Raw genomic sequence first — 19,498 nt, forward strand, 5'->3', positions numbered from 1 at the left:
TTTTAAAGAGCTTATTTTGTCTAATCTAGTAAAAGTGACAAGGTACAAACAAGTAGGGTATTTTTAAGGGGTAACAAAAAAGGTAATAAAATTGACGAGTTCAGCAGGCAAGGGAAATAGCACTTTTCATAGTGTTATTTTTTTAATTCAGCAATGGAGTAGTCACTTAATTGATAGAAACAAAAAGCACCTAGTTTCCTAGATGCTAGCACAATAGCCCGGATTCGAACCGGAATCTCCTCAATCAAGGCGCAATCCCTATATACTACTCATTGTACTTTGGTTTATTATATCATACAATCAACTAGATATCTACCAACTCATGATATGCTCCCATATTCGGTAATGGAATAATGCTAAAATACAAATCTGAGTAAGTTTCAAACCATTTATTCAGCTTGCTATAGGCTGGCGACTGACTAACAAATAATATACGTTGACAAGCACCAATAACATTCATGTGATTATACACATAAACCTCTTTAATGGCCGTTAAAATATCGTCTTCACTTGTCTGTACCCTAATATCTGTTATCTGCTTAATCGTAGCGTATTTTTTATAAGCTAGCATATCTTTATTTTTAGCAGCATCAAACATTTTACGCTCAAGAACACTATACTTAGGATTTTCTTTATCTCTCATGAAATACCACTTGAGCCATAAAATTTTTTCTCTGTGAATTACTGAAATACGCTCAATTTTCTTCTTTGGCATGATTACCTCCTAAATTGTTAAGTTTTATCAAGTTTTCATTGTGTCATATATTGAAAAACGCCAACATTTGCCAATATAACCTTTCAACATTTCTCAACAAAAGTTAGGAATTTCTTTTGTTCGTCCATTGTTCAAGTTATCATCCCAACATTTCCCAACATTTTTTCATCTATTACCTCCAAATAAAATAAAGGGGTTGCCAGCCCCTCTATTTGTTTAAATACTCATCCAAACGACGGTCAAGCTCAGGGGCATCTGAATTTACTACCATTTCAGTTGTTACAGCTTGGATTTTATCGCCGTTGATAAGCAAACTGTAATGACAATATGAAAGTTGCTGCTTAAAGAATAAGATTAGACTTTCTAGCGCCTGCTCTGCATTGAATAATTCCAAGTTGATAGCGATTTCTGGATATTGTTCAGCAATTGACCAAAGTTTTTTAATAGCAAGAGGTTTGCTCTTGTATTTTTCAAAATAACCTAGCAATTCATCCTTTGTCATCTTCATGCTAGCTAACAAGGTCAGCTCTGCCACGTCATCAGCTGTTACGCTGAGTTCTTTTTCTTTTAATGCCTCTAGCTCTAGCTCATGCTGTTTTTCAATTTCTGCATGAATTTTATTATAGGTGTCCCTAGAATAAGTGTCCCCCTCTAACTTATAAGCCTCTAGCTGGTCTTTAGCGTATTTTTCGCCTATCATACCATTTTGTAACTGTTTATGTAATTCCTCTTGTTTAGCAATGTAGCCAGTCATGTACCCATGCTTTTTCTTGCCAAAAGCCTTAATATCATCCTTGATTGTTGTAAATGTCATGTTATCCTCCTTACGACAAAATAAAAGAGGTATGACAAAAGAGCGTTAAACTCAATTATCATACCTCTGGTTTTTCCAGTCAGTATTTATTAACATTGTTCTCCAGTGGTCACTTCCTTATAAACTAACTGCCCATCTTGAGCTTTTAGCTTAATACTGCCATGATCTGGAATTTCAATATACTTTATTATACCATTTTTTGAGTATAAAACAAAGCCTTTCTCCATCATTTCTAATAATTTATTATCCTTGTTTTCAGTCATGAATTTCTCCTTTATTTCGATTTATTATAATCCGAATATCCCTAGCCTATTGATTTGACTAGGTTTTTAAGGTTCGTGTTATAAAATACAACCGTTTTCTATCATACTTGTATAATCTTTTTCACTCATTTTTCTGCATCCTCTTGGTTCACTCTTGGTTCACTCTCTAAAACGCAATATAAAGCTCGCTATGAGTTTTTAGAGCTATTAGAAAATATAGTTGTTTTTATTCTTGGCTGCATCAACCTATTACAGTTGATTTACTTTACTTTTTAACTGATTAATTGAGTATCGCTTGTCCTTGATAGTGAATGACTTGAAAAAGTTACCCTCTAGTCCAGTTCTGACACGGCTGGCCACTCGTTCACTATACAAGCTAACAATCTCTGAGCTGCTTAGATTGGTAGTAATAATGGTTTTATCTCGGTTACTGAGAATATCAAAAATAAACTCTTCTTCCCAGACTGATTTACCTTTACTACTAGCGTTGTCCGATTTTATACCTAAATCATCAAGTACCAGGTAATCAACCTCTTTCAGCATTCTTGAGTAGTGCCCCTCTAGACTAGTAGGAGAGTTAAAGCTCTCTCTAACTCGTCTAAGGATTTCTGTTAGATTGACAAATAACACGCTTTTAGGCTCTCCTTTGGCCTTGTAACCCTCGTTTATAGCCTTAGCAATAGCAACGCTCAAATGGCTTTTCCCTATGCCTGTAGATCCTGTAAATAGGGTATTCCCTGTCATACCGTCCAGGTATTTATCTACCTGCTCCCTAGCAAATGCTAATAGTTGCTTTTCCTCGGTTGTCTCAGCTATGAAATTCTCAAAGCTAGCCTCTTTTAACTCTCTAGGGATCGTACTGTCTCGCATAAGCACATTATAAGTTTTTAGGTAAGTCTCAGCATTTAGGCTATTATTAACTCCCTCTTGCTCTTGCCTTTCTATTAGTCCCTTTGTGCATTCAGGACAAAATTCTTGTATACTTCGTTCCTTACTGCCTCTTATTGGCGTTGATATTTGCCAATAATTGACCTTGTGAACCTCACATACCTTATCACTAATTTTTCTGTTGTTATATTGCTCAAATTTATTTTCCATTGCTTACCCTCCTAAAATGGGTTTTCTTCTGTTCGTGTTTTCAGCCATTCTTCACGGCTAATAGGTTCTGCTTGCTTAGGAGATTGTTTCTTAGCCTCACGCGCTGCAAAGCTATTTCTAACAAGTTCAACCGTCAATAAATTGTCCTGTTTCCAACGGTTAAGGATTGCCTTGATATATGCAAAGTTAGCTTTACCCTGACTGACAGCCTCTTTTAACGCCTCATGAATAAGTTCTGGGCTAAAATCTTCTAGCATATACTGCAAGTCTTGAATCTGTAACGGTGATAATGCTTTACCTACCTCGTCTTCAAAAGATTTATAGAGATTTATAAAGTCTTGATCGAGGGTAGAGGGAGTGGGTGATTGCTCTTTATCTACTTCTACTCTTTCTCTATCTCTTCTCTTTTCTTCTCTACTCTTCTCTACGTGACCATCTTGTGACAAAGTCCCATCTTGCCGTGACTTTGTCACGTTTTTAGGTTCTTTTTCTCTTGCCCGTTGCCTCTCTTTTCTTACTGCTGATTGAGTTTTTGAGCCTATTCGCTGTACTGCACCTGGTAATGATACTTCCTCCTCTGATATTTCAACCAGTAACCCTTTACGTTTTAGAAAATCAAATACTGCACTAACATCATCTATAGACTCATCAATATCAAAAGCAAGCTCTGATACAAAATCATCTTCAATACTTTCAAAATACAAAGAGCCGTTATTTTTTAAGCTTTTCAACAATAACTTTAGATAGATAGTGGTATATACATAGCCTGCTGCCATTCGTTTCAAAGCCTTCATTTCTTTCTGCTCAAAAAAATCATGCTCCATCTTCAACCACCAATAACGCTTTTCTTCTGCCAAGTCTACTCCTCCCCTGTCGCTAAATATTGCATTCCGTCTAGGTATTCAATTTTAACCAATTTCAAATGATTTTCTATATCAGCCACATACTCTAACGCTCCTATAAATTCCTCATTTTCTAAGATATTTTTCAATCTTTCAATAGCCAAAATTGCCCCATCGTGACTTTTAATAAACTCTACTAGTTTCATCTGCTCTACCTCCAAATTGTCCTACTGCTTGATTAGTTTTAATACTCTCTTGTGATTATCTGTTAAACTCATTCAATGCCTCCCCATACATTGACCCCTGCAAGCTGGATATAACGCCCATAATCAGGGTTTAAATCCTCGCTAGGTGTTTCTATCATCTGTTTGCTTTCTCGCTCAAATTGGGCGCTTTTTTTGCGGTCTAGGTGGTTTAGATAAAGTAGCAGGCCAATCAATACCACCATAAAGATTACCGACTGTGTATTGGTTAAATCTAATTCATTCATGTTAACCCTCCTCATGAATCATCATGCCACGGGTGTACTTAATCGAACTTGTCCATAAGTCCAAGAGATTCTTTTTACCTCGTTTTTTCTTGGCAATATCAACTGCCAAAAGTTCCCATACATAATTTAATAATTGACTTTGATCCATAGGATAGTCATTCTCTCTAGTTATTTCCGCTAGATAAGTGTTTAAGAAAAGAAATCCATCAAATCTAGAAGTTCGTTTTATAAAATCAGTGTTACCCCAATAATTTCCATAAAATGACCGTTCTTTTTGCTCTAGTTCTCCTATTACTTCAGCAACTACTCTCTGTTTCATCCTTTCCGTCTGTTCCTTAAGCGTTTGCTGTTGTTCATGGTATTCTGTGCTGGTCAGTTCATTGTAGACATCATCCAAGTCATTCAATACCCTACTGATCGCTCTTTTAGCTATGATATTTTTAACCCCTGTAAGACTTCCTTGTATTTCTTCTAAATCTGTTGAAATAGCTTCTAATTTATCTGCTAACATGTTTTTACCTCTTTTTCTTTGTTTGTGTGTTTTTTTAGCTTATTTTTTACTTCTAAACATCATAGTCTTAATTTCCTGATAACTCATTTTCAATTCAATCATAGCTATTGCCATATCCTCAAATGCCTGGTACTGCTCCAGCTCCTCACTAGTCAAGCTATCGATACCACTAGTAGCCCCACGGCTTGCTATCAACTGCCTAGCATTCATGTTGGTTACTGCCTTCAGTAACAAGTTATTCATGGTACTATGTGCTTTTTTGGGTGCTTGTTCCCAATTTTCTATACTGTCATGTAAAGTTTTTCTTTTTGGTTTTTCTAGCGCTCTCTGCAGACGAAACTTAGAAAGCTCCTCACGCATTTCAAAAAATGCTTTTACTAAGTTCAGTTTGAATTGCCGTACTGTTTCGGTATTCTTTAGATAAGTGATCAGCAAAGTAGCCTGTTGCTCGTTCAGGATATAGGATTTTTTAGGTTGTCCTCTAGTGTCTAATTTATGGATTTTAAATCCAAGTATTCCCAACTCTTCAAAGTCAGCCTTATTTTCTCTTATTAAGCGCATGATAGTGTGGTGTTGTACTTCAGCACATTCAGCAATGATCTCGCTTGTGGTGTACGGCTCTTTCTTGCCGTCCATGTAGACTAATTCCATTACGGTTCTACCTCCTGTATATTGCTTTTAATTGCCTCCTCTAGCCTCTTTTTTAGCCTCTACAACGGCTTTGGCTAGTGTGTCAATATTATTTACCACTTGTTCTCTATAAACGTGTTAGAGGCTTTTATAACGGCCTGTATAGCTGTCTCTATTTCCTCTGCGGAATAGTAGCTTTATTTTCTAATATCATTCAAGACTTGTTTAACCCATGTTTTGAAAGAAATAAAATTACATCTTCTGTACTCTTGGCATCTGCTTTATCTGAGACAAATAGAATGTCAATGCCTGGTAGATAAAACCCATCGTCTATTTGTTTAGTTGGTTTGAAAGTAACAATTTTCATTTCATAACTCCTATTTTATTGCTAAAAATAAATACACATCTGACGGACGATAGAATACTTTCTTAGCGCCATCCATCGGGGTCTGATATCGTTTAAGACCAAGATCCTCCCAGTTATCAAGGGTTGTAGCACTTATACCTAGCAGATCCATTAATTCTTTACGAGAAATTAAATCTAACTTACTAGATCGTTGTTTTTCTAGCTCAACTAAAGTTTCAAGAGTCTGTTTAAGAAGCTGTAAACCCTGTAACTGTATTTCTTTAGACAGAATTTCCATTTATATCCTCCATTTTTCCTTTTTATAAATTAAGTTGTCATTTTCCTCTAATTTTGATAAAATAAGAGGAGATTATTTACAAAGGGGTTTGTCCCCTTGCTAAATACCTAACAAAACCACGCGCCTTGCCTTTGCTTGAGTTTTGTTATTTTTCCGTAGCCGTGTACGTTGGTTTGGTCGCCTGTACATGGCTTTTTTTGTACATTAATAATCTTTTGCTAGCCATTCCATGACTTTCGTATAAACCGTTTTCTTAACTGTTCCACCCTGTACCACTTTTTTATAAGTGATTGGGTTAATACCAATTGCCTGTGCTGTCGCTTTAGCTGTCAGCATGCTATCAGCTTGCTTACGGCGCACGGCTTTTGCTTGATTTTCAGTGATAATCATGTATTTCCTCCTCTCTTTTTGTATCCGAACGGATATTTAATTACAAGGTTATTTTATATCTAAACGGTTACTTTGTCAAGTGTTTTAATAAAAAAATATATTTTTGGCTACATTTTTAGATTTTATGTTATAATCTTATTGAAACGGAGGTCATATAATGGGTGAATTAAAAGTCACAAATAGTACCAATATCAAAACTTTAAGAAAAGAGAAAAAGCTCACACAAGAAGAGCTAGCATCAATTATTGGTGTTACTAAATTAACCATTTTACGCTGGGAAAACGGCGAAAGAGTTCCCAAAGCTGACAAAGCCCAACTTCTAGCAGATTATTTCGGTGTATCAGTTGAATACCTCTTAGGTTTTGATGTACCAAGAAACAAATTCCCTTATGAAACATTCACTCCTAGAGAGTATAATGCTTGGGAAGAATATAATTCGCTAGGATTAGATAAAACAAAATTATCATTTGAAGCGTATGAGCAGATAAGAAATAATAGAGGAATTGATAACACTTACTTAGAAATTATTAGTAACTATGTATTATCTAGCACCAATGACCAAGATGCAATTAGACAATTAGCAAAAACTACAGCAAAATCCCATAGTGGGCATAGTGTGAATTTCAAACCCAATAACTAACAGCAAATACTCATGTATAAATACCTAACAAAACCACGCGCCTTGCCTGCTGATGGAAAGAAAGGTACAAATACATGAATATCAAAGAGAAAATCAAAAAGAATGGCCAAAGAGTTTATTATGCTAGTGTTTATCTAGGTGTTGACCAACTAACGGGCAAAAAAGCCCGTACAACTGTTACAGCAACCACTAAAAAGGGCGTTAAAGTAAAAGCGCGTGATGCGATCAATGCTTTTGCTACTAATGGCTATACAGTTAAAGACAAGCCGACAATTACAACATACAATGAGCTTGTAAAAGTTTGGTGGGATAGTTACAAGAATACAGTTAAGCCAAATACTCGACAATCTATGGATGGATTGGTTAGAGTGCATTTATTGCCTGTATTTGGCGATTACAAGCTATCTAAACTCACTACGCCTATTCTTCAACAGCAAGTAAACAAATGGGCTGACAAGGCAAATAAAGGCGAAAAAGGAGCATTTGCTAACTACTCCTTGCTCCATAACATGAATAAGCGTATTTTGAAATATGGCGTAGCTATCCAGGTAATACAATACAACCCAGCTAATGATGTCATCATTCCACGCAAACAGCAAAAAGAAAAGGCTGCTGTCAAATACTTAGACAACAAAGAATTAAAACAGTTTCTTGATTATTTAGATGCTCTGGATCAATCAAATTATGAAAACTTATTTGATGTTGTCCTGTATAAGACTTTATTGGCCACTGGTTGCCGTATTAGTGAGGCGCTAGCTCTTGAATGGTCTGATATTGACCTAGAAAGCGGTGTTATCAGTATCAATAAGACACTAAACCGCTATCAGGAAATAAACTCACCTAAATCAAGCGCTGGTTATCGAGATATACCAATAGACAAAGCCACATTACTTTTACTGAAGCAATACAAAAACCGTCAACAAATTCAATCTTGGAAATTAGGCCGATCTGAAACGGTTGTATTCTCTGTATTTACAGAAAAATATGCCTATGCTTGTAACTTACGAAAGCGCCTAAATAAGCATTTTGAGGCTGCTGGAGTAACTAACGTATCCTTTCATGGTTTCCGCCATACACATACTACTATGATGCTCTACGCTCAAGCCAGCCCTAAAGATGTTCAGTACAGACTGGGACACTCTAACTTAATAGTGACTGAAAATGTTTACTGGCATACTAACCAAGAGAATGCAAAAAAAGCTGTCTCAAATTATGAAATAGCTATCAATAATTTATAAAGGGGGTCACAATTAGTGACTACCCTCTTACTATACCAAAAATTAGTAGGGGTACTAAAAAGGGTAGTAAAATCAAAAAAGCACTAAGGGAAAGCGCCCCAAAGTGCTTATTTCAAAGGCTTTATAGCCCCTCATCTCATAAAGAGATTATTTTTTAAGGTTGTAGAATGATTTCAATCCACGGTATTCAGCTACTTCACCAAGTTGGTCTTCGATACGAAGCAATTGGTTGTATTTAGCGATACGGTCTGTACGTGAAAGTGAACCAGTCTTGATTTGTCCTGCGTTAGTTGCAACTGCGATGTCAGCAATTGTTGAATCTTCAGTTTCACCTGAACGGTGTGATACAACAGCAGTGTAACCAGCTTCTTTCGCCATTTCGATAGCATCGAATGTTTCAGTAAGAGTACCGATTTGGTTAACTTTAATAAGGATTGAGTTAGCAGCACCTTCTGCAATACCTTTTTCAAGGTAAGAAGTGTTTGTTACGAAGAAGTCGTCACCAACCAATTGAACTTTACCACCAAGACGTTCAGTAAGAGCTTTCCAACCGTCCCAGTCGTTTTCGTCCATACCATCTTCGATAGTGATGATTGGGTATTTGTTTACCAATTCTTCAAGGTAGTCGATTTGTTCTGCAGCAGTACGTACAGCAGCTCCTTCACCTTCGAATTTAGTGTAGTCGTAAACTTTACGTTCTTTATCGTAGAATTCTGATGAAGCACAGTCAAATCCGATAAATACGTCTTTACCAGGAACATATCCAGCAGCTTCGATCGCAGCAAGGATAGTTTCAACACCGTCTTCAGTTCCTTCGAAACGAGGAGCGAATCCACCTTCGTCACCTACGGCAGTTTCCAAACCACGTGATTTAAGGATTTTCTTAAGAGCGTGGAAGATTTCAGCACCCCAACGAAGAGCTTCTTTGAATGATGGTGCACCAGCAGGTACGATCATGAATTCTTGGAAAGCGATTGGAGCGTCAGAGTGAGAACCACCGTTGATGATGTTCATCATTGGAGTTGGAAGAACTTTAGTGTTGAATCCACCAAGGTAGCTGTAAAGTGGGATTTCAAGGTAGTCAGCAGCAGCACGAGCTACAGCGATAGACACACCAAGAATTGCGTTTGCACCCAATTTACCTTTGTTAGGAGTACCGTCAAGTGCGATCATAGCACGGTCGATAGCTTGTTGGTCACGTACATCGTAGCCGATGATTGCTTCAGCGATGATGTTGTTTACGTTGTCAACAGCTTTTTGTGTACCAAGACCACCGTAACGAGATTTGTCACCGTCGCGAAGTTCAACTGCTTCGTGTTCACCAGTAGAAGCTCCTGATGGAACCATACCACGTCCGAAAGCACCTGATTCAGTGTAAACTTCTACTTCAAGTGTTGGGTTACCGCGTGAGTCTAGGACTTCGCGAGCGTAAACATCAGTAATAATTGACATTTTTTACTCTCCTTTGAGTTAAATTTTTTACACCTCTATGATACCTTAAAAATAAGCGTTTTTCAAGAAAAAACGTTATCTTTGTGCAAATTTTCCTTAACTTTATAAAGTAATCGCTTTCTTTTGTCTGTTTTCTTGCGATTTTTGTGATATACTGTTTTTATGACAGATTTATCAAAACAACTACTAGAAAAAGCTCATGGTGGACCGAAATTAAACCCAGGCGAACAACGCCGCTATCTCGGCACTTTCGAGGAAAGAGTTCTTGGCTACGCGGATATCAGTACTGCCAATAGTTCTGAATTAGAACATGGATTTTTCTCTATTTTAGAAAGTTTTCAAGAAAAGGTAGAGGCACTTTTTGTGAAGATCTCACCAAATATCGAGTTTGACAAACAGGTCTTTTACTTAAAACAAGCAAAGGAAAGCAACTGTCAGGCGACTATTGTTTCAGACGATCACATCACCTCTCCTTTCGGTCTTGTCATTCATACAAATGAACCTGTTCAAGTAGAAGAAAAGGACCTTAGACTTGCTTTTTCAAGTCTTTGGGAGGAGAAAAAGGCAGAGCCACCTAAAAAATCTATCTGGAAAAAATGGTTGGGTTAATCCTTCCTCAACTTTAATAAACGGCCAATATTAGTAGCTGTGTGCTCCAAATAGAGACTTGCATTTTTCAGACTGTCTTCCAAAGGTTCACTTTTCTCTAAAATGGAAAAGGCTACTTGTATATTTTCGAATGGTAGGGGAGGCAAATCGTCAGCAAGACTACCACAAATAGCAATAACAGGAACTCCGTTAGGGGTTCTTTTTGCTACACCGATAGGAGCTTTCCCAGCAAAGCTTTGACAGTCCAGTCTGCCTTCTCCGACGATAACCAAGTCGGCCCCTGCAACTTTCTTGTCAAAGTTAATCAAATCCAAGCAAGTATCAATACCAGATACGATACAGGCCTCAGCAAAGGCACAGAGTCCAGCAGCAATCCCACCACCAGCTCCCGCTCCCTTCAGAGACAGGGTTGAAGGTGAGAATTTTTCATAGAACCGCTGTATAGCCAGATCTACTGTCGCAAACAAAGCAGGATCTAAGCCCTTTTGCTTTCCAAATGTATAGGTTGCCCCTTGATGACCACATAGAGGGCTCACGACATCTGCTAAAATGCGGATTTTCACATCTTTAGGAATCCTATACAACTTGCTATTTGAAACTGACTCGAACTCAAGCAAAGTCTGACCGCAAGCTGGCAATTCTTTTCCATTCTTATCATAAAAACGATAACCTAAACCAGCAGCGATGCCTGTTCCACCGTCATTACTAGCCGTACCACCAACTCCGATATAGATTTCTTTCATCCCTTGATCAATGAGATGGCAAATCAATTCTCCGATACCTCGAGTTTGGATGTGAAGAGGGTTTCGTTTCTCCTGCGGAATCTTTCCTAAACCAACCAAGTCAGCAACTTCAAAGAGCGCTATTTGACCTTTTTGAAAGTAGCGCATGGATTCTTTTAGCCCAAAAGGTCCCGTAACCTCTTGCCATTTTTCTTCGAGTTCAAGAGAATGTCGAATAGCATCTACAGTTCCTTCCCCACCATCACCAACAGGACAGAGCAGACATTCTACATCTGCTATCGATTTTTGGAATCCTCTTTTTATAGCTTGAGCGACCTCTTCTGCCGCCAAACTTTCTTTAAAAGAATCAGGTGCAATTACAATTTTCATAGTTCCCTCTCATTCTAAGAAATCAATCAAAGGTAGAACTTCCAAAAAATCCCTCGTATCTACATGACAAGCTATCTCAGCTTTTACGACTTCTTTGGCACAAAAGGCTACACCACGTCCTGCTGTCTTTAACATCAAGAGGTCATTGGCACCATCACCGATAGCAATCGTTTTTTCTTTGGGAAGTCCTAATTCCTTTCTCCATTTCTCAAGAGTACCTTGTTTTACTTGACCTGTCACAATTTCACCAACTAATTTACCTGTTAAAAAGTCATCTCTGACTTCCAACTGATTGGCAGAGAAATAGGAAATACCGAGGGATTTTGCTAATCTCTCAACTATTGGTGCAAATCCACCAGACACTAGACCAACTAGAATGCCCTTCTTTTGAAGTATGGAGATAAATTCTTGAGCATTTTGGGAAAGATGAATGGATTTGAAGACAGTATCAAAGACCGAAATCGGAAGACCTTGTAACAAAGCCACTCTCGCTCGTAAACTCCTTTCAAAGTCTAGTTCACCTTGCATCGCCTGACTCGTAATCTGCGATATTTCTTCTTCGCAACCTGCTTCTCTTCCTAAAAGGTCAATCACTTCTTCTGCTATCAGGGTGCCGTCAACGTCCATGACACACAGGCCTTTTACTTGAGTCATCACTTCTCCTCTTTTCTAAACAGCCCAAAAATCGTATGAAAGAATCATACGATTTTATCTATTAGTTGACTAAACTATGGTACAAGTCCAGGTAAGATTTGCAGGCTGTATCCCATGAGAAATCGCATTCCATAGCTTGTTTTTGTAGATTTTTCCAAACGTCCGGCTGGTACTTATATACATCCAAGGCTGTTTGGAAACTCCAGTTAAGCCAGTATGGTGTTAAATTATCAAAGCTAAAGCCTGTTCCAGTTCCTTCGATTGGATTGAAAGCTTGAACTGTATCACGCAAACCACCAACCTCATGAACCAATGGTAGAGTTCCATAGCGCATCGCCATCATTTGAGACAAGCCGCATGGTTCAAAACGACTTGGCATGAGGAAGAGATCACAAGCTGCGTAGATTTCTTGAGCAAGTTTGACGTCAAAAGTGATATTCGCTGATAGCTTGTCAGGATAGACTTGAGCAAACCATGAGAAGGAATGTTCAAAAGCAGGATCTCCTGTTCCTAAAAGAACGATTTGAACGTCCTCTTGCAAGAAACGATGCAAGCTTTCAACAACAACATCAAAGCCTTTTTGGCGTGTCAAACGAGAGACAATCCCAACTAGCGGAACATCTGCTCGTACTGGTAAACCAACTCTCTCTTGCAATTTTGCTTTGTTTTGTGCTTTTCCTGACAAGTCATCCTTATCAAAATGATAGTCTAAAAGCGGGTCTGTTTGAGGATTATAAAGATCTGCATCGATACCATTGACAATACCTGAAACCTTACCTGACTCCATGCGAAGAATCTGATCCAAACCGCAACCGAACTGACTAGTCATAATCTCATGTGCATAGCTAGGCGATACGGTTGAGACACGATCCGCGTAGAGAATACCTGCTTTCATCCAGTTAAGACAGTCATTCCAACGAAGGGTCCCATCAGCATAGCGTTCAAAACCAACACCAAACAAATCCCACAACATTCCTTCAGAAAACTGACCTTGGAATTCCAAATTATGAATAGTTAAAACGGTTCTGATTCCTTGATATGCCTGAATCCATCTGTATTTTTCCTTCAAGAGAAAAGGAATCATAGCGGTGTGATAATCATGGGCATGGAGAATATCTGGAATGAAATCAATTCGCTCCATGGCTTCAAGAGCAGCCAGTTGGAAGAAGGCAAAACGTTCACCATCATCGAAATCTCCGTAAACATGACCTCGGAAGAAATACGTTTGATTGTCTACGAAGTAGAAGGTAACACCATTCAAGACGGTCTTCTTAATACCACAGTACTGTCTACGCCATCCTACACTCACTTCAAAGTGAAGAACATCCTCAATCTGGTCGCCGAATTTAGCCTCTACCATGTCATAGTAAGGTAAGACAACCGCAACTTCGTGCCCTGCCTTTACCAGTGATTTTGGAAGAGCGCCAATGACATCTCCCAAACCACCTGTTTTTGAAAAGGGCGCACCCTCTGCTGCTACGAATAAAATTTTCATGAATGAATATCCTCTGTAACTTTTTCGCCTTTTTTGACTACAACTGGGTGTTCTGCAGTACCGCGAATAACGACACCGTCAGCAACTTCAACCCCTTTGTCCAAGATTGCATACTCAACTTGGGCACCTTGACCAATCACAACACGTGGGAAGAGAAGGCTGTCTTTAACTAGACTATCCTTATGAACGTGAATATTACGTGATAGGACCGACTGAACTACTTCACCCTCTATGATACTACCAGAGGCGAACTGCGAAGTACTTACCTTAGAAGTGTTTGAGTAGTAAGTTGGTTCTTCATTCTTAACCTTGGTATAAATCTTTTGGTTAGGTGAGAAGAGAGAGTAGAATTTTTGAGACTCCAGCATATCAATATTGGCTTGATAATAGGACTGAACAGAGTGAACATTGGCTAGGTAGCCAGTGTATTCATAAGCAAAAGCACCTTCTTTAGCTGCCAACTCACGTAAAACATAGCGTAATTTTTCTGGGTATTCTTTTTGAACTTCTTCTTCCAAACGCTTAATCAACCACGGAGTATCAACGACGAATATATCTGTAGACATGTTGAAAAGTTCATCTGTTGATTTGGCATCAAAAAGTTTATGAGAAAGAACACGGTCTGTTTCATCGACTTCCAAGATGGCATTAACATCTGAAATATCCTTTTTAGGTAATTTCTTATAAACAACTGTAATCGGACGACCGGCAGTAGTATGTAAATGGAATACTTGATTGAGGTCAATATTCACCACGATATCACAGTTAAGTGCAACCGTCTGATTTGATCCTGAACGTTTCAAATAAGTGAGAAGCTGTTGGTAATATTCTTTCCCAACTGTGCTACTTTCAACACGCGTATTATAAATACCTAGATAGTAGTGACTGAGAAGGGTAGATAAGCCCCACTCACGTCCTGAACGAATGTGATCAAAGACTGAACTGATATTATCTTGTTGGAAAATTCCAAAGACACTACGAACACCAGCATTTGCAAGGCTAGAGAGAGGGAAGTCGATCAAACGATATTTTGCTCCAAATGGCAAACTGGCTACTGGACGATGATCTGTCAAAGTTGACATATCGTGAAAACCAACGGTGTTTCCTAAAATGGCTGAATATTTATCAATCTTCATCTGTTGCTACCCCCACTACTTCATCATATCCTACTACTTGTACTTCGTCTGTTCCATCAATTTCGACACCTTCAGAAATAACAGCACCTTCACCAATGATGGCACGTTTAATTTTTGCACCTTTTCCGATAATGGCACCACTCATGATTACAGAGTCTACTACTTCAGCACCCTCACGTACTTGCGCTTCTGTTGAGAGAATGGAATGCTTAACAGTTCCATCCACGAGACAGCCATCCACAACTAAAGAATCTTCTACATGAGCGTGTTTTCCAATAAAGTTTGGTGGTGAAATCAAGTTCCGTGAGTAGATTTTCCACTGACGATCACGACTATCCAAAGCGTTATTTGGATCAATGTATTCCATATTTGCTTCCCATAGAGACTCGATAGTACCAACGTCTTTCCAGTAGCCTTTGAATTCATAAGCATAAACGCTTTCTCCAGACTCAAGGTAATTTGGAATAACGTTTTTACCAAAGTCTGACATATCTACCTTGCTCTTTTCAGCGGCTACTAGCATGTTGCGTAGACGTTTCCAGTCGAAAATATAGATTCCCATAGAAGCTTTGGTAGACTTAGGTTCGGCTGGTTTTTCTTCAAATTCAACGATACGATTATTGGCATCTGTATTCATGATACCAAAGCGACTAGCTTCTTTGAGAGGCACATCTAGAACAGCTACTGTCAAACTGGCGTTGTTGTCCTTATGAGACTGAAGCATGTCATCATAGTCCATCTTGTAAATATGGTCTCCAGAGAGGATCAAAACATATTCTGGGTTAACACTATCGATGTAGTCAATGTTTTGGTAGATAGCGTGGCTAGTCCCTTCAAACCAACGGTTTCCTTCACTTGCAGAGTAGGGTTGAAGGATAGAAACACCTGTATTAATGCCATCTAGTCCCCAGCTTGAACCATTTCCGATGTGGTTGTTCAAGGCAAGAGGCTGGTATTGTGTAATCACACCGACATTGTGAATCCCAGAGTTAGCACAGTTGGAAAGAGCAAAGTCAATGATACGGTAGCGCCCACCGAATTGCACTGCTGGTTTGGCAATGCTTTGAGTGAGTTTTCCGAGACGTGTTCCTTGCCCACCTGCAAGGATCAAAGCTAGCATTTCATTCTTCATTTTCTACTCCTTTTTGGGTTTTATTTGTGACAGTTTTAGTTGGTTTCAAGCGACGTTTAATCTTCCAGATACTTGCTCCCATAGCTGGCAAGGTGAAGGTCAAGGTCTGCTCATAATCCTTCCATAATCCTTCTTGAGTTTGAACCGTTTGGTTGTATTCTTTCCAGACACCACCCCATTGTTCCAATTCTGTATTCCAAACTTCTTCATAAACTCCTGCGACAGGAAGTCCGATTGTAAAGTCTTTTCGTTCAACAGGCGCCATATTAAAGACACAGACTAGCATTTCACCCTTTTTACTCTTACGAATAAAGGAAAGGACACTCTGATCTCTATTATCAGCATCGATAATTTCGATGCCGTCGTAGCTGGTGTCAATTTCCCAAAGACAACGATGCTCTTTATAGAATTGATTGAGTTGAGAAGTGAAGTACTTCATCTTAGCATTCATTGGATCTTCCAAGTTAGACCATTCTAGCTGTTCCTCAGACTTCCACTCTAAGAACTGACCATATTCGCTTCCCATGAACAAGAGTTTCTTACCTGGATGACAAATCTGATAAGTGTAGAGATTTCGCAAACCTGCAAATTGATTGTAGCGATCACCCCACATCTTGTGCATCATGCTTTTCTTACCATGAACGACTTCATCATGTGAGAATGGTAAGAGGTAGTTTTCATTGAAAACGTACATGAAGCTGAAGGTTACCAAGTTAAAATCATACTTACGATAAATCGGGTCTTCCTCGTAGAAACGGAGAATATCATTCATCCAGCCCATATTCCACTTGTAGTCAAATCCAAGGCCGCCCATTTCTTTCATGCCAGTAATCTTTGTTGCTGATGAACTTTCTTCTGCAATCATCATGATATCTGGGTGAGCTAACTTGATCACTGTGTTCAAACGTTGAAGGAAATAGTAGCCTTCGTAGTTGAGATTGCCACCGTCTTTGTTTGGAGTCCAAGGAGCATTATCATAGTCTAGGTAGAGCATATTGCTGACTGCATCCACTCGAATACCATCTAAATGATAAAATTCAATCCAGAATTTAATGCTAGAAATCAAGAAGGACTGGACTTCATTCTTCCCAAGGTCAAAGTTAAGAGCTCCCCAACCGTAGTTATGGGCCTTATTGTGGTCTTGGTATTCAAAAGTTGGTGTTCCATCGTAATAAGCAAGAGCGTCATCGTTGATGGTAAAATGACCTGGAACCCAATCCACAATTACACCGATATTGTTTAAATGACATTCCTCAACAAAATCTTGGAACTCCTCTGGTCGCCCATAAGAGTGCTCCATAGCAAAGTAACCCATAAGCTGGTAGCCCCAACTCAATCCAAGTGGGTGAGCCATTAAAGGCATAAACTCGATGTGAGTATAGTTCATCTCAACAAGGTATGGAATGAGTTCTTCCTTGAGTTGTGCAAAGCTGTATGGACTACCATCTGGATTTCTCTTCCAAGATCCAGCGTGAGCTTCATAAATATTGACTGGTCTCTCAAAAAAGCCCCAGCGTTTTCTCCTAGCTAGCCAAAGACCATCTTTCCATTTTTTCTCTGGAATATTAGTCAGGATGGCTCCAGTCTCTGGGCGGGCTTCAAAACGAACCGCCAACGGATCAATTTTCATAATCTGGTGCCCATTTGCACGCGTGATATGATACTTATAAATCTGCCCTTCATAAGCCAGACTTGTGAAGACTTCCCAAACACCTGCTTCATTACGAACCATGGGAATTTGATGCTCTGTCCAGTTTGTAAAATCACCAACTAAGTGCACAGCCTGAGCGTTAGGTGCCCAAACACGGAAAGTAAAACCAATTTCTCCGTCTTTTTCCTCTTTATGTGCTCCTAGATAGTGCTGGAGATGAAAATTTTCTCCAGTAGTGAAGGTTCTCAATGCTTCTTGATTATTCATCCAATCCCCTTTCTTTTTGTAAGCGTTTTCTATAATTCTATTATACTATCTTTTAAAAGAACTTTCAAGCAGTTTACGGAATTTCTTAAAAAATATCTTGAAAATTTTAGAAAATATATCTTAACATTATATAATTTTTCATTTAATTGTTGAAAAAAATAAACGATTTGCATATATTTTCTTAGTATAATATCAAAACATTCGTTATTTTTCAATTTTTAACTGGATTTTTTAGTAAAAATAAAAATCAGGAATGTTATTTCCTGATTTTTATAAGTTATTTTACATCAAAAACAATGGATTTTACATTTGTCATCGCTTCGATACTATATTTAATCCCTTGCACACCAGCACCAGAACCTTTTACACCAAGGAACGGGAAATTATCTGGCCCACGTTGCGTTTTATTGTTAATATGAACAGTACCGACTTCAAGTTTTTCAGCGATTTCAAACGCTTTTTTAAAGTCATTTGTGAACACGGATGATTGAAGACCGAACTCAGATTCATTGGCAATTGCTACCGCTTCATCCGCATCAGCGACACGGATAATTGGGAGAACAGGGCCAAATGGCTCTTCCCATGCTAATTTCATATCTCTTGTGACATAATCAAAAAGTCCCGGCCAAATGAGATTGCCCTCACGTTTGATTGGACTGAGTGCTTTGGCACCTTTACCTTGCGCATCCTGAATCAATCCCCAAATAAAATCAGCTGAAGCATTATCAATAACAGGTGTGATATCAGCATTGTCAAATGGATCACCGACTGTTAGCTTAGCAACTTCAGCTTGGAGCAATTCAGCCAATTTGTCTGCTACGCTTTCCACAACCAAGACACGCTTGATAGCGGTACAACGCTGACCAGAGTAGCTAAAGGCTCCACCGACGATTTGTTTAGCTGCGTGTTCCAAGTCTGCATCTTCGAGAACAATAGCTGCATCTTTCCCACCAAGTTCAAGCATGATAGGACGCATTCCAGCTAAACGACCGATTCGCTCACCAATTGGAGTTGAACCTGTAAAGTTGATAAAGTTAACTTCTTTGTGTTCAATGATATAGTCACCGATTTCAGAACCTCGTCCAGTGATGGTGTTGAAGACACCTGCTGGGATTCCTGCTTCGTCAAATGCTTTAGCCAACAAGAGACCAGAAATAGATCCTTGTGTTGGTGGTTTAAACATGACGACATTCCCTGCAATCAAAGCCGGAGCAATCTTAGATCCAGAAAGGTTAACTGGATAGTTAAATGGCGCGATAGCTAAAACGACACCAACTGGCTCACGACGGACAACGGCTAGTTTGTTTTTACTTGCAGCTTCAAAACCGCCACCTTCCATTGCTTGTCCAGTGATACGGAGACCTTCTTCTGCAGCAAAACGAATCAAATCTGCTGTACGTACTACTTCTCCAATGGCTGCTTTTATCCCTTTAGCAACCTCTTTGGCAAGAATTGTACCAATTTTTTCTTTATCACGTTCCAAAATGTCTGCTGTCTTATGCAAATAGGCTGCACGCTCAACTGGTGCTAAATCACGCCATGCTGGGAGAGCTGCACGCGCAGCTTTCATAGCCTCATCTACTTCAGCTTGACTCATAGCTGGTACTGTCCCCAGCTTTTCCTGATTAATAGGTGAATAGATTGTAATTTCCTTTTCAGATGATTTCCAATTTCCATTTACTAAATTCTGATATCTTGCCAATTTTCTTCCTCCT

23 protein-coding genes are annotated in these 19,498 nt (G+C 39.0%); 3 read left to right on the forward strand and 20 right to left on the reverse strand.

Going from position 1 to position 19,498, the window contains the following annotated elements:
• Nucleotides 1–304 precede the first annotated feature (304 nt).
• The 12 genes from MK403_RS07585 to MK403_RS07640 all read right to left on the reverse strand — a co-directional run bounded on the left by MK403_RS07585 (nucleotide 305) and on the right by MK403_RS07640 (nucleotide 6,397).
• Entirely contained in the window at nucleotides 305–715 is a 411-nt protein-coding gene (locus MK403_RS07585; protein ID WP_268709466.1) for a hypothetical protein, read from the reverse strand.
• 208 nt (nucleotides 716–923) lie between these two features.
• Nucleotides 924–1,529: a hypothetical protein gene (locus tag MK403_RS07590; protein ID WP_268709467.1), complete on the reverse strand. Its 606-nt coding sequence runs from the start codon at nucleotides 1,527–1,529 to the stop codon at nucleotides 924–926.
• 89 nt (nucleotides 1,530–1,618) lie between these two features.
• A complete protein-coding gene (locus MK403_RS07595; RefSeq protein WP_000138312.1) occupies nucleotides 1,619–1,792 on the reverse strand; it encodes a hypothetical protein in 174 nt (57 codons plus the stop codon).
• Between the two features lie 249 nt (nucleotides 1,793–2,041).
• Complete coding sequence (locus tag MK403_RS07600; protein ID WP_268709468.1) at nucleotides 2,042–2,890, reverse strand: DnaA ATPase domain-containing protein; 849 nt, start codon at nucleotides 2,888–2,890, stop codon at nucleotides 2,042–2,044.
• An 11-nt stretch (nucleotides 2,891–2,901) separates the two neighbouring features.
• Nucleotides 2,902–3,747 carry a DnaD domain protein gene (locus tag MK403_RS07605; RefSeq protein WP_268709469.1) on the reverse strand — a complete coding sequence of 282 codons (846 nt, stop codon included), beginning with the start codon at nucleotides 3,745–3,747 and terminating at the stop codon, nucleotides 2,902–2,904.
• 2 nt (nucleotides 3,748–3,749) lie between these two features.
• A complete protein-coding gene (locus MK403_RS07610; protein ID WP_268709470.1) occupies nucleotides 3,750–3,938 on the reverse strand; it encodes a hypothetical protein in 189 nt (62 codons plus the stop codon).
• 68 nt (nucleotides 3,939–4,006) lie between these two features.
• Nucleotides 4,007–4,222 (reverse strand): hypothetical protein, encoded by a 216-nt coding sequence (locus tag MK403_RS07615; RefSeq protein ID WP_268709471.1) that lies wholly within the window; start codon nucleotides 4,220–4,222, stop codon nucleotides 4,007–4,009.
• A 1-nt stretch (nucleotide 4,223) separates the two neighbouring features.
• Nucleotides 4,224–4,733, reverse strand: coding sequence for a hypothetical protein (locus MK403_RS07620; protein WP_268709472.1), 510 nt, complete (start codon nucleotides 4,731–4,733; stop codon nucleotides 4,224–4,226).
• Between the two features lie 39 nt (nucleotides 4,734–4,772).
• Nucleotides 4,773–5,384, reverse strand: coding sequence for a Rha family transcriptional regulator (locus MK403_RS07625; protein ID WP_268709473.1), 612 nt, complete (start codon nucleotides 5,382–5,384; stop codon nucleotides 4,773–4,775).
• A gap of 193 nt (nucleotides 5,385–5,577) precedes the next feature.
• On the reverse strand, nucleotides 5,578–5,730 hold the full coding sequence (locus tag MK403_RS07630; RefSeq protein WP_268709474.1) for a hypothetical protein: 153 nt from the start codon (nucleotides 5,728–5,730) through the stop codon (nucleotides 5,578–5,580).
• A 10-nt stretch (nucleotides 5,731–5,740) separates the two neighbouring features.
• Complete coding sequence (locus MK403_RS07635; protein WP_000404762.1) at nucleotides 5,741–6,007, reverse strand: MerR family transcriptional regulator; 267 nt, start codon at nucleotides 6,005–6,007, stop codon at nucleotides 5,741–5,743.
• 204 nt (nucleotides 6,008–6,211) lie between these two features.
• A complete protein-coding gene (locus MK403_RS07640) occupies nucleotides 6,212–6,397 on the reverse strand; it encodes a hypothetical protein (RefSeq protein ID WP_268709475.1) in 186 nt (61 codons plus the stop codon).
• A 157-nt stretch (nucleotides 6,398–6,554) separates the two neighbouring features.
• Here MK403_RS07640 and MK403_RS07645 point away from each other — a divergent pair, with 157 nt between their 5' ends.
• Entirely contained in the window at nucleotides 6,555–7,037 is a 483-nt protein-coding gene (locus MK403_RS07645) for a helix-turn-helix domain-containing protein (protein WP_268709476.1), read from the forward strand.
• Nucleotides 7,038–7,111: 74 nt separating this feature from the next.
• Nucleotides 7,112–8,275 carry a tyrosine-type recombinase/integrase gene (locus MK403_RS07650; protein WP_268709477.1) on the forward strand — a complete coding sequence of 388 codons (1,164 nt, stop codon included), beginning with the start codon at nucleotides 7,112–7,114 and terminating at the stop codon, nucleotides 8,273–8,275.
• Between the two features lie 147 nt (nucleotides 8,276–8,422).
• On the opposite strand, the gene eno is transcribed toward MK403_RS07650, so the two are convergent.
• Nucleotides 8,423–9,727: a surface-displayed alpha-enolase gene (gene eno, locus MK403_RS07655; protein WP_000022821.1), complete on the reverse strand. Its 1,305-nt coding sequence runs from the start codon at nucleotides 9,725–9,727 to the stop codon at nucleotides 8,423–8,425.
• A 162-nt stretch (nucleotides 9,728–9,889) separates the two neighbouring features.
• Between eno and MK403_RS07660 the strand changes: the two genes are divergently transcribed.
• Nucleotides 9,890–10,336: a DUF1694 domain-containing protein gene (locus tag MK403_RS07660; RefSeq protein WP_268709478.1), complete on the forward strand. Its 447-nt coding sequence runs from the start codon at nucleotides 9,890–9,892 to the stop codon at nucleotides 10,334–10,336.
• Here MK403_RS07660 and MK403_RS07665 read toward each other — a convergent pair.
• The 7 genes from MK403_RS07665 to MK403_RS07695 all read right to left on the reverse strand — a co-directional run bounded on the left by MK403_RS07665 (nucleotide 10,333) and on the right by MK403_RS07695 (nucleotide 19,485).
• Entirely contained in the window at nucleotides 10,333–11,448 is a 1,116-nt protein-coding gene (locus MK403_RS07665; protein WP_268709479.1) for a glycerate kinase, read from the reverse strand. The genes MK403_RS07660 and MK403_RS07665 overlap by 4 nt on opposite strands.
• Nucleotides 11,449–11,457: 9 nt before the next feature.
• Nucleotides 11,458–12,102: a phosphoserine phosphatase SerB gene (gene serB / locus MK403_RS07670; protein WP_268709480.1), complete on the reverse strand. Its 645-nt coding sequence runs from the start codon at nucleotides 12,100–12,102 to the stop codon at nucleotides 11,458–11,460.
• A 61-nt stretch (nucleotides 12,103–12,163) separates the two neighbouring features.
• Entirely contained in the window at nucleotides 12,164–13,597 is a 1,434-nt protein-coding gene (gene glgA / locus MK403_RS07675) for a glycogen synthase GlgA (protein ID WP_268709481.1), read from the reverse strand.
• Complete coding sequence (gene glgD, locus MK403_RS07680) at nucleotides 13,594–14,733, reverse strand: glucose-1-phosphate adenylyltransferase subunit GlgD (protein WP_000687022.1); 1,140 nt, start codon at nucleotides 14,731–14,733, stop codon at nucleotides 13,594–13,596. The genes glgA and glgD overlap by 4 nt, the downstream gene beginning before the upstream one ends.
• Complete coding sequence (locus MK403_RS07685) at nucleotides 14,723–15,865, reverse strand: glucose-1-phosphate adenylyltransferase (protein ID WP_000787259.1); 1,143 nt, start codon at nucleotides 15,863–15,865, stop codon at nucleotides 14,723–14,725. Before MK403_RS07685 ends, glgD begins: the two co-directional genes overlap by 11 nt.
• Nucleotides 15,855–17,783 (reverse strand): 1,4-alpha-glucan branching protein GlgB, encoded by a 1,929-nt coding sequence (gene glgB, locus MK403_RS07690; RefSeq protein WP_268709482.1) that lies wholly within the window; start codon nucleotides 17,781–17,783, stop codon nucleotides 15,855–15,857. Before glgB ends, MK403_RS07685 begins: the two co-directional genes overlap by 11 nt.
• A 277-nt stretch (nucleotides 17,784–18,060) precedes the next feature.
• Nucleotides 18,061–19,485 (reverse strand): NADP-dependent glyceraldehyde-3-phosphate dehydrogenase, encoded by a 1,425-nt coding sequence (locus tag MK403_RS07695; RefSeq protein ID WP_268709483.1) that lies wholly within the window; start codon nucleotides 19,483–19,485, stop codon nucleotides 18,061–18,063.
• Between the last annotated feature and the right edge of the window lie 13 nt (nucleotides 19,486–19,498).

Origin of the sequence: Streptococcus oralis, assembly GCF_026782285.1 — a bacterium.
Classification (GTDB): domain Bacteria; phylum Bacillota; class Bacilli; order Lactobacillales; family Streptococcaceae; genus Streptococcus; species Streptococcus oralis_CG.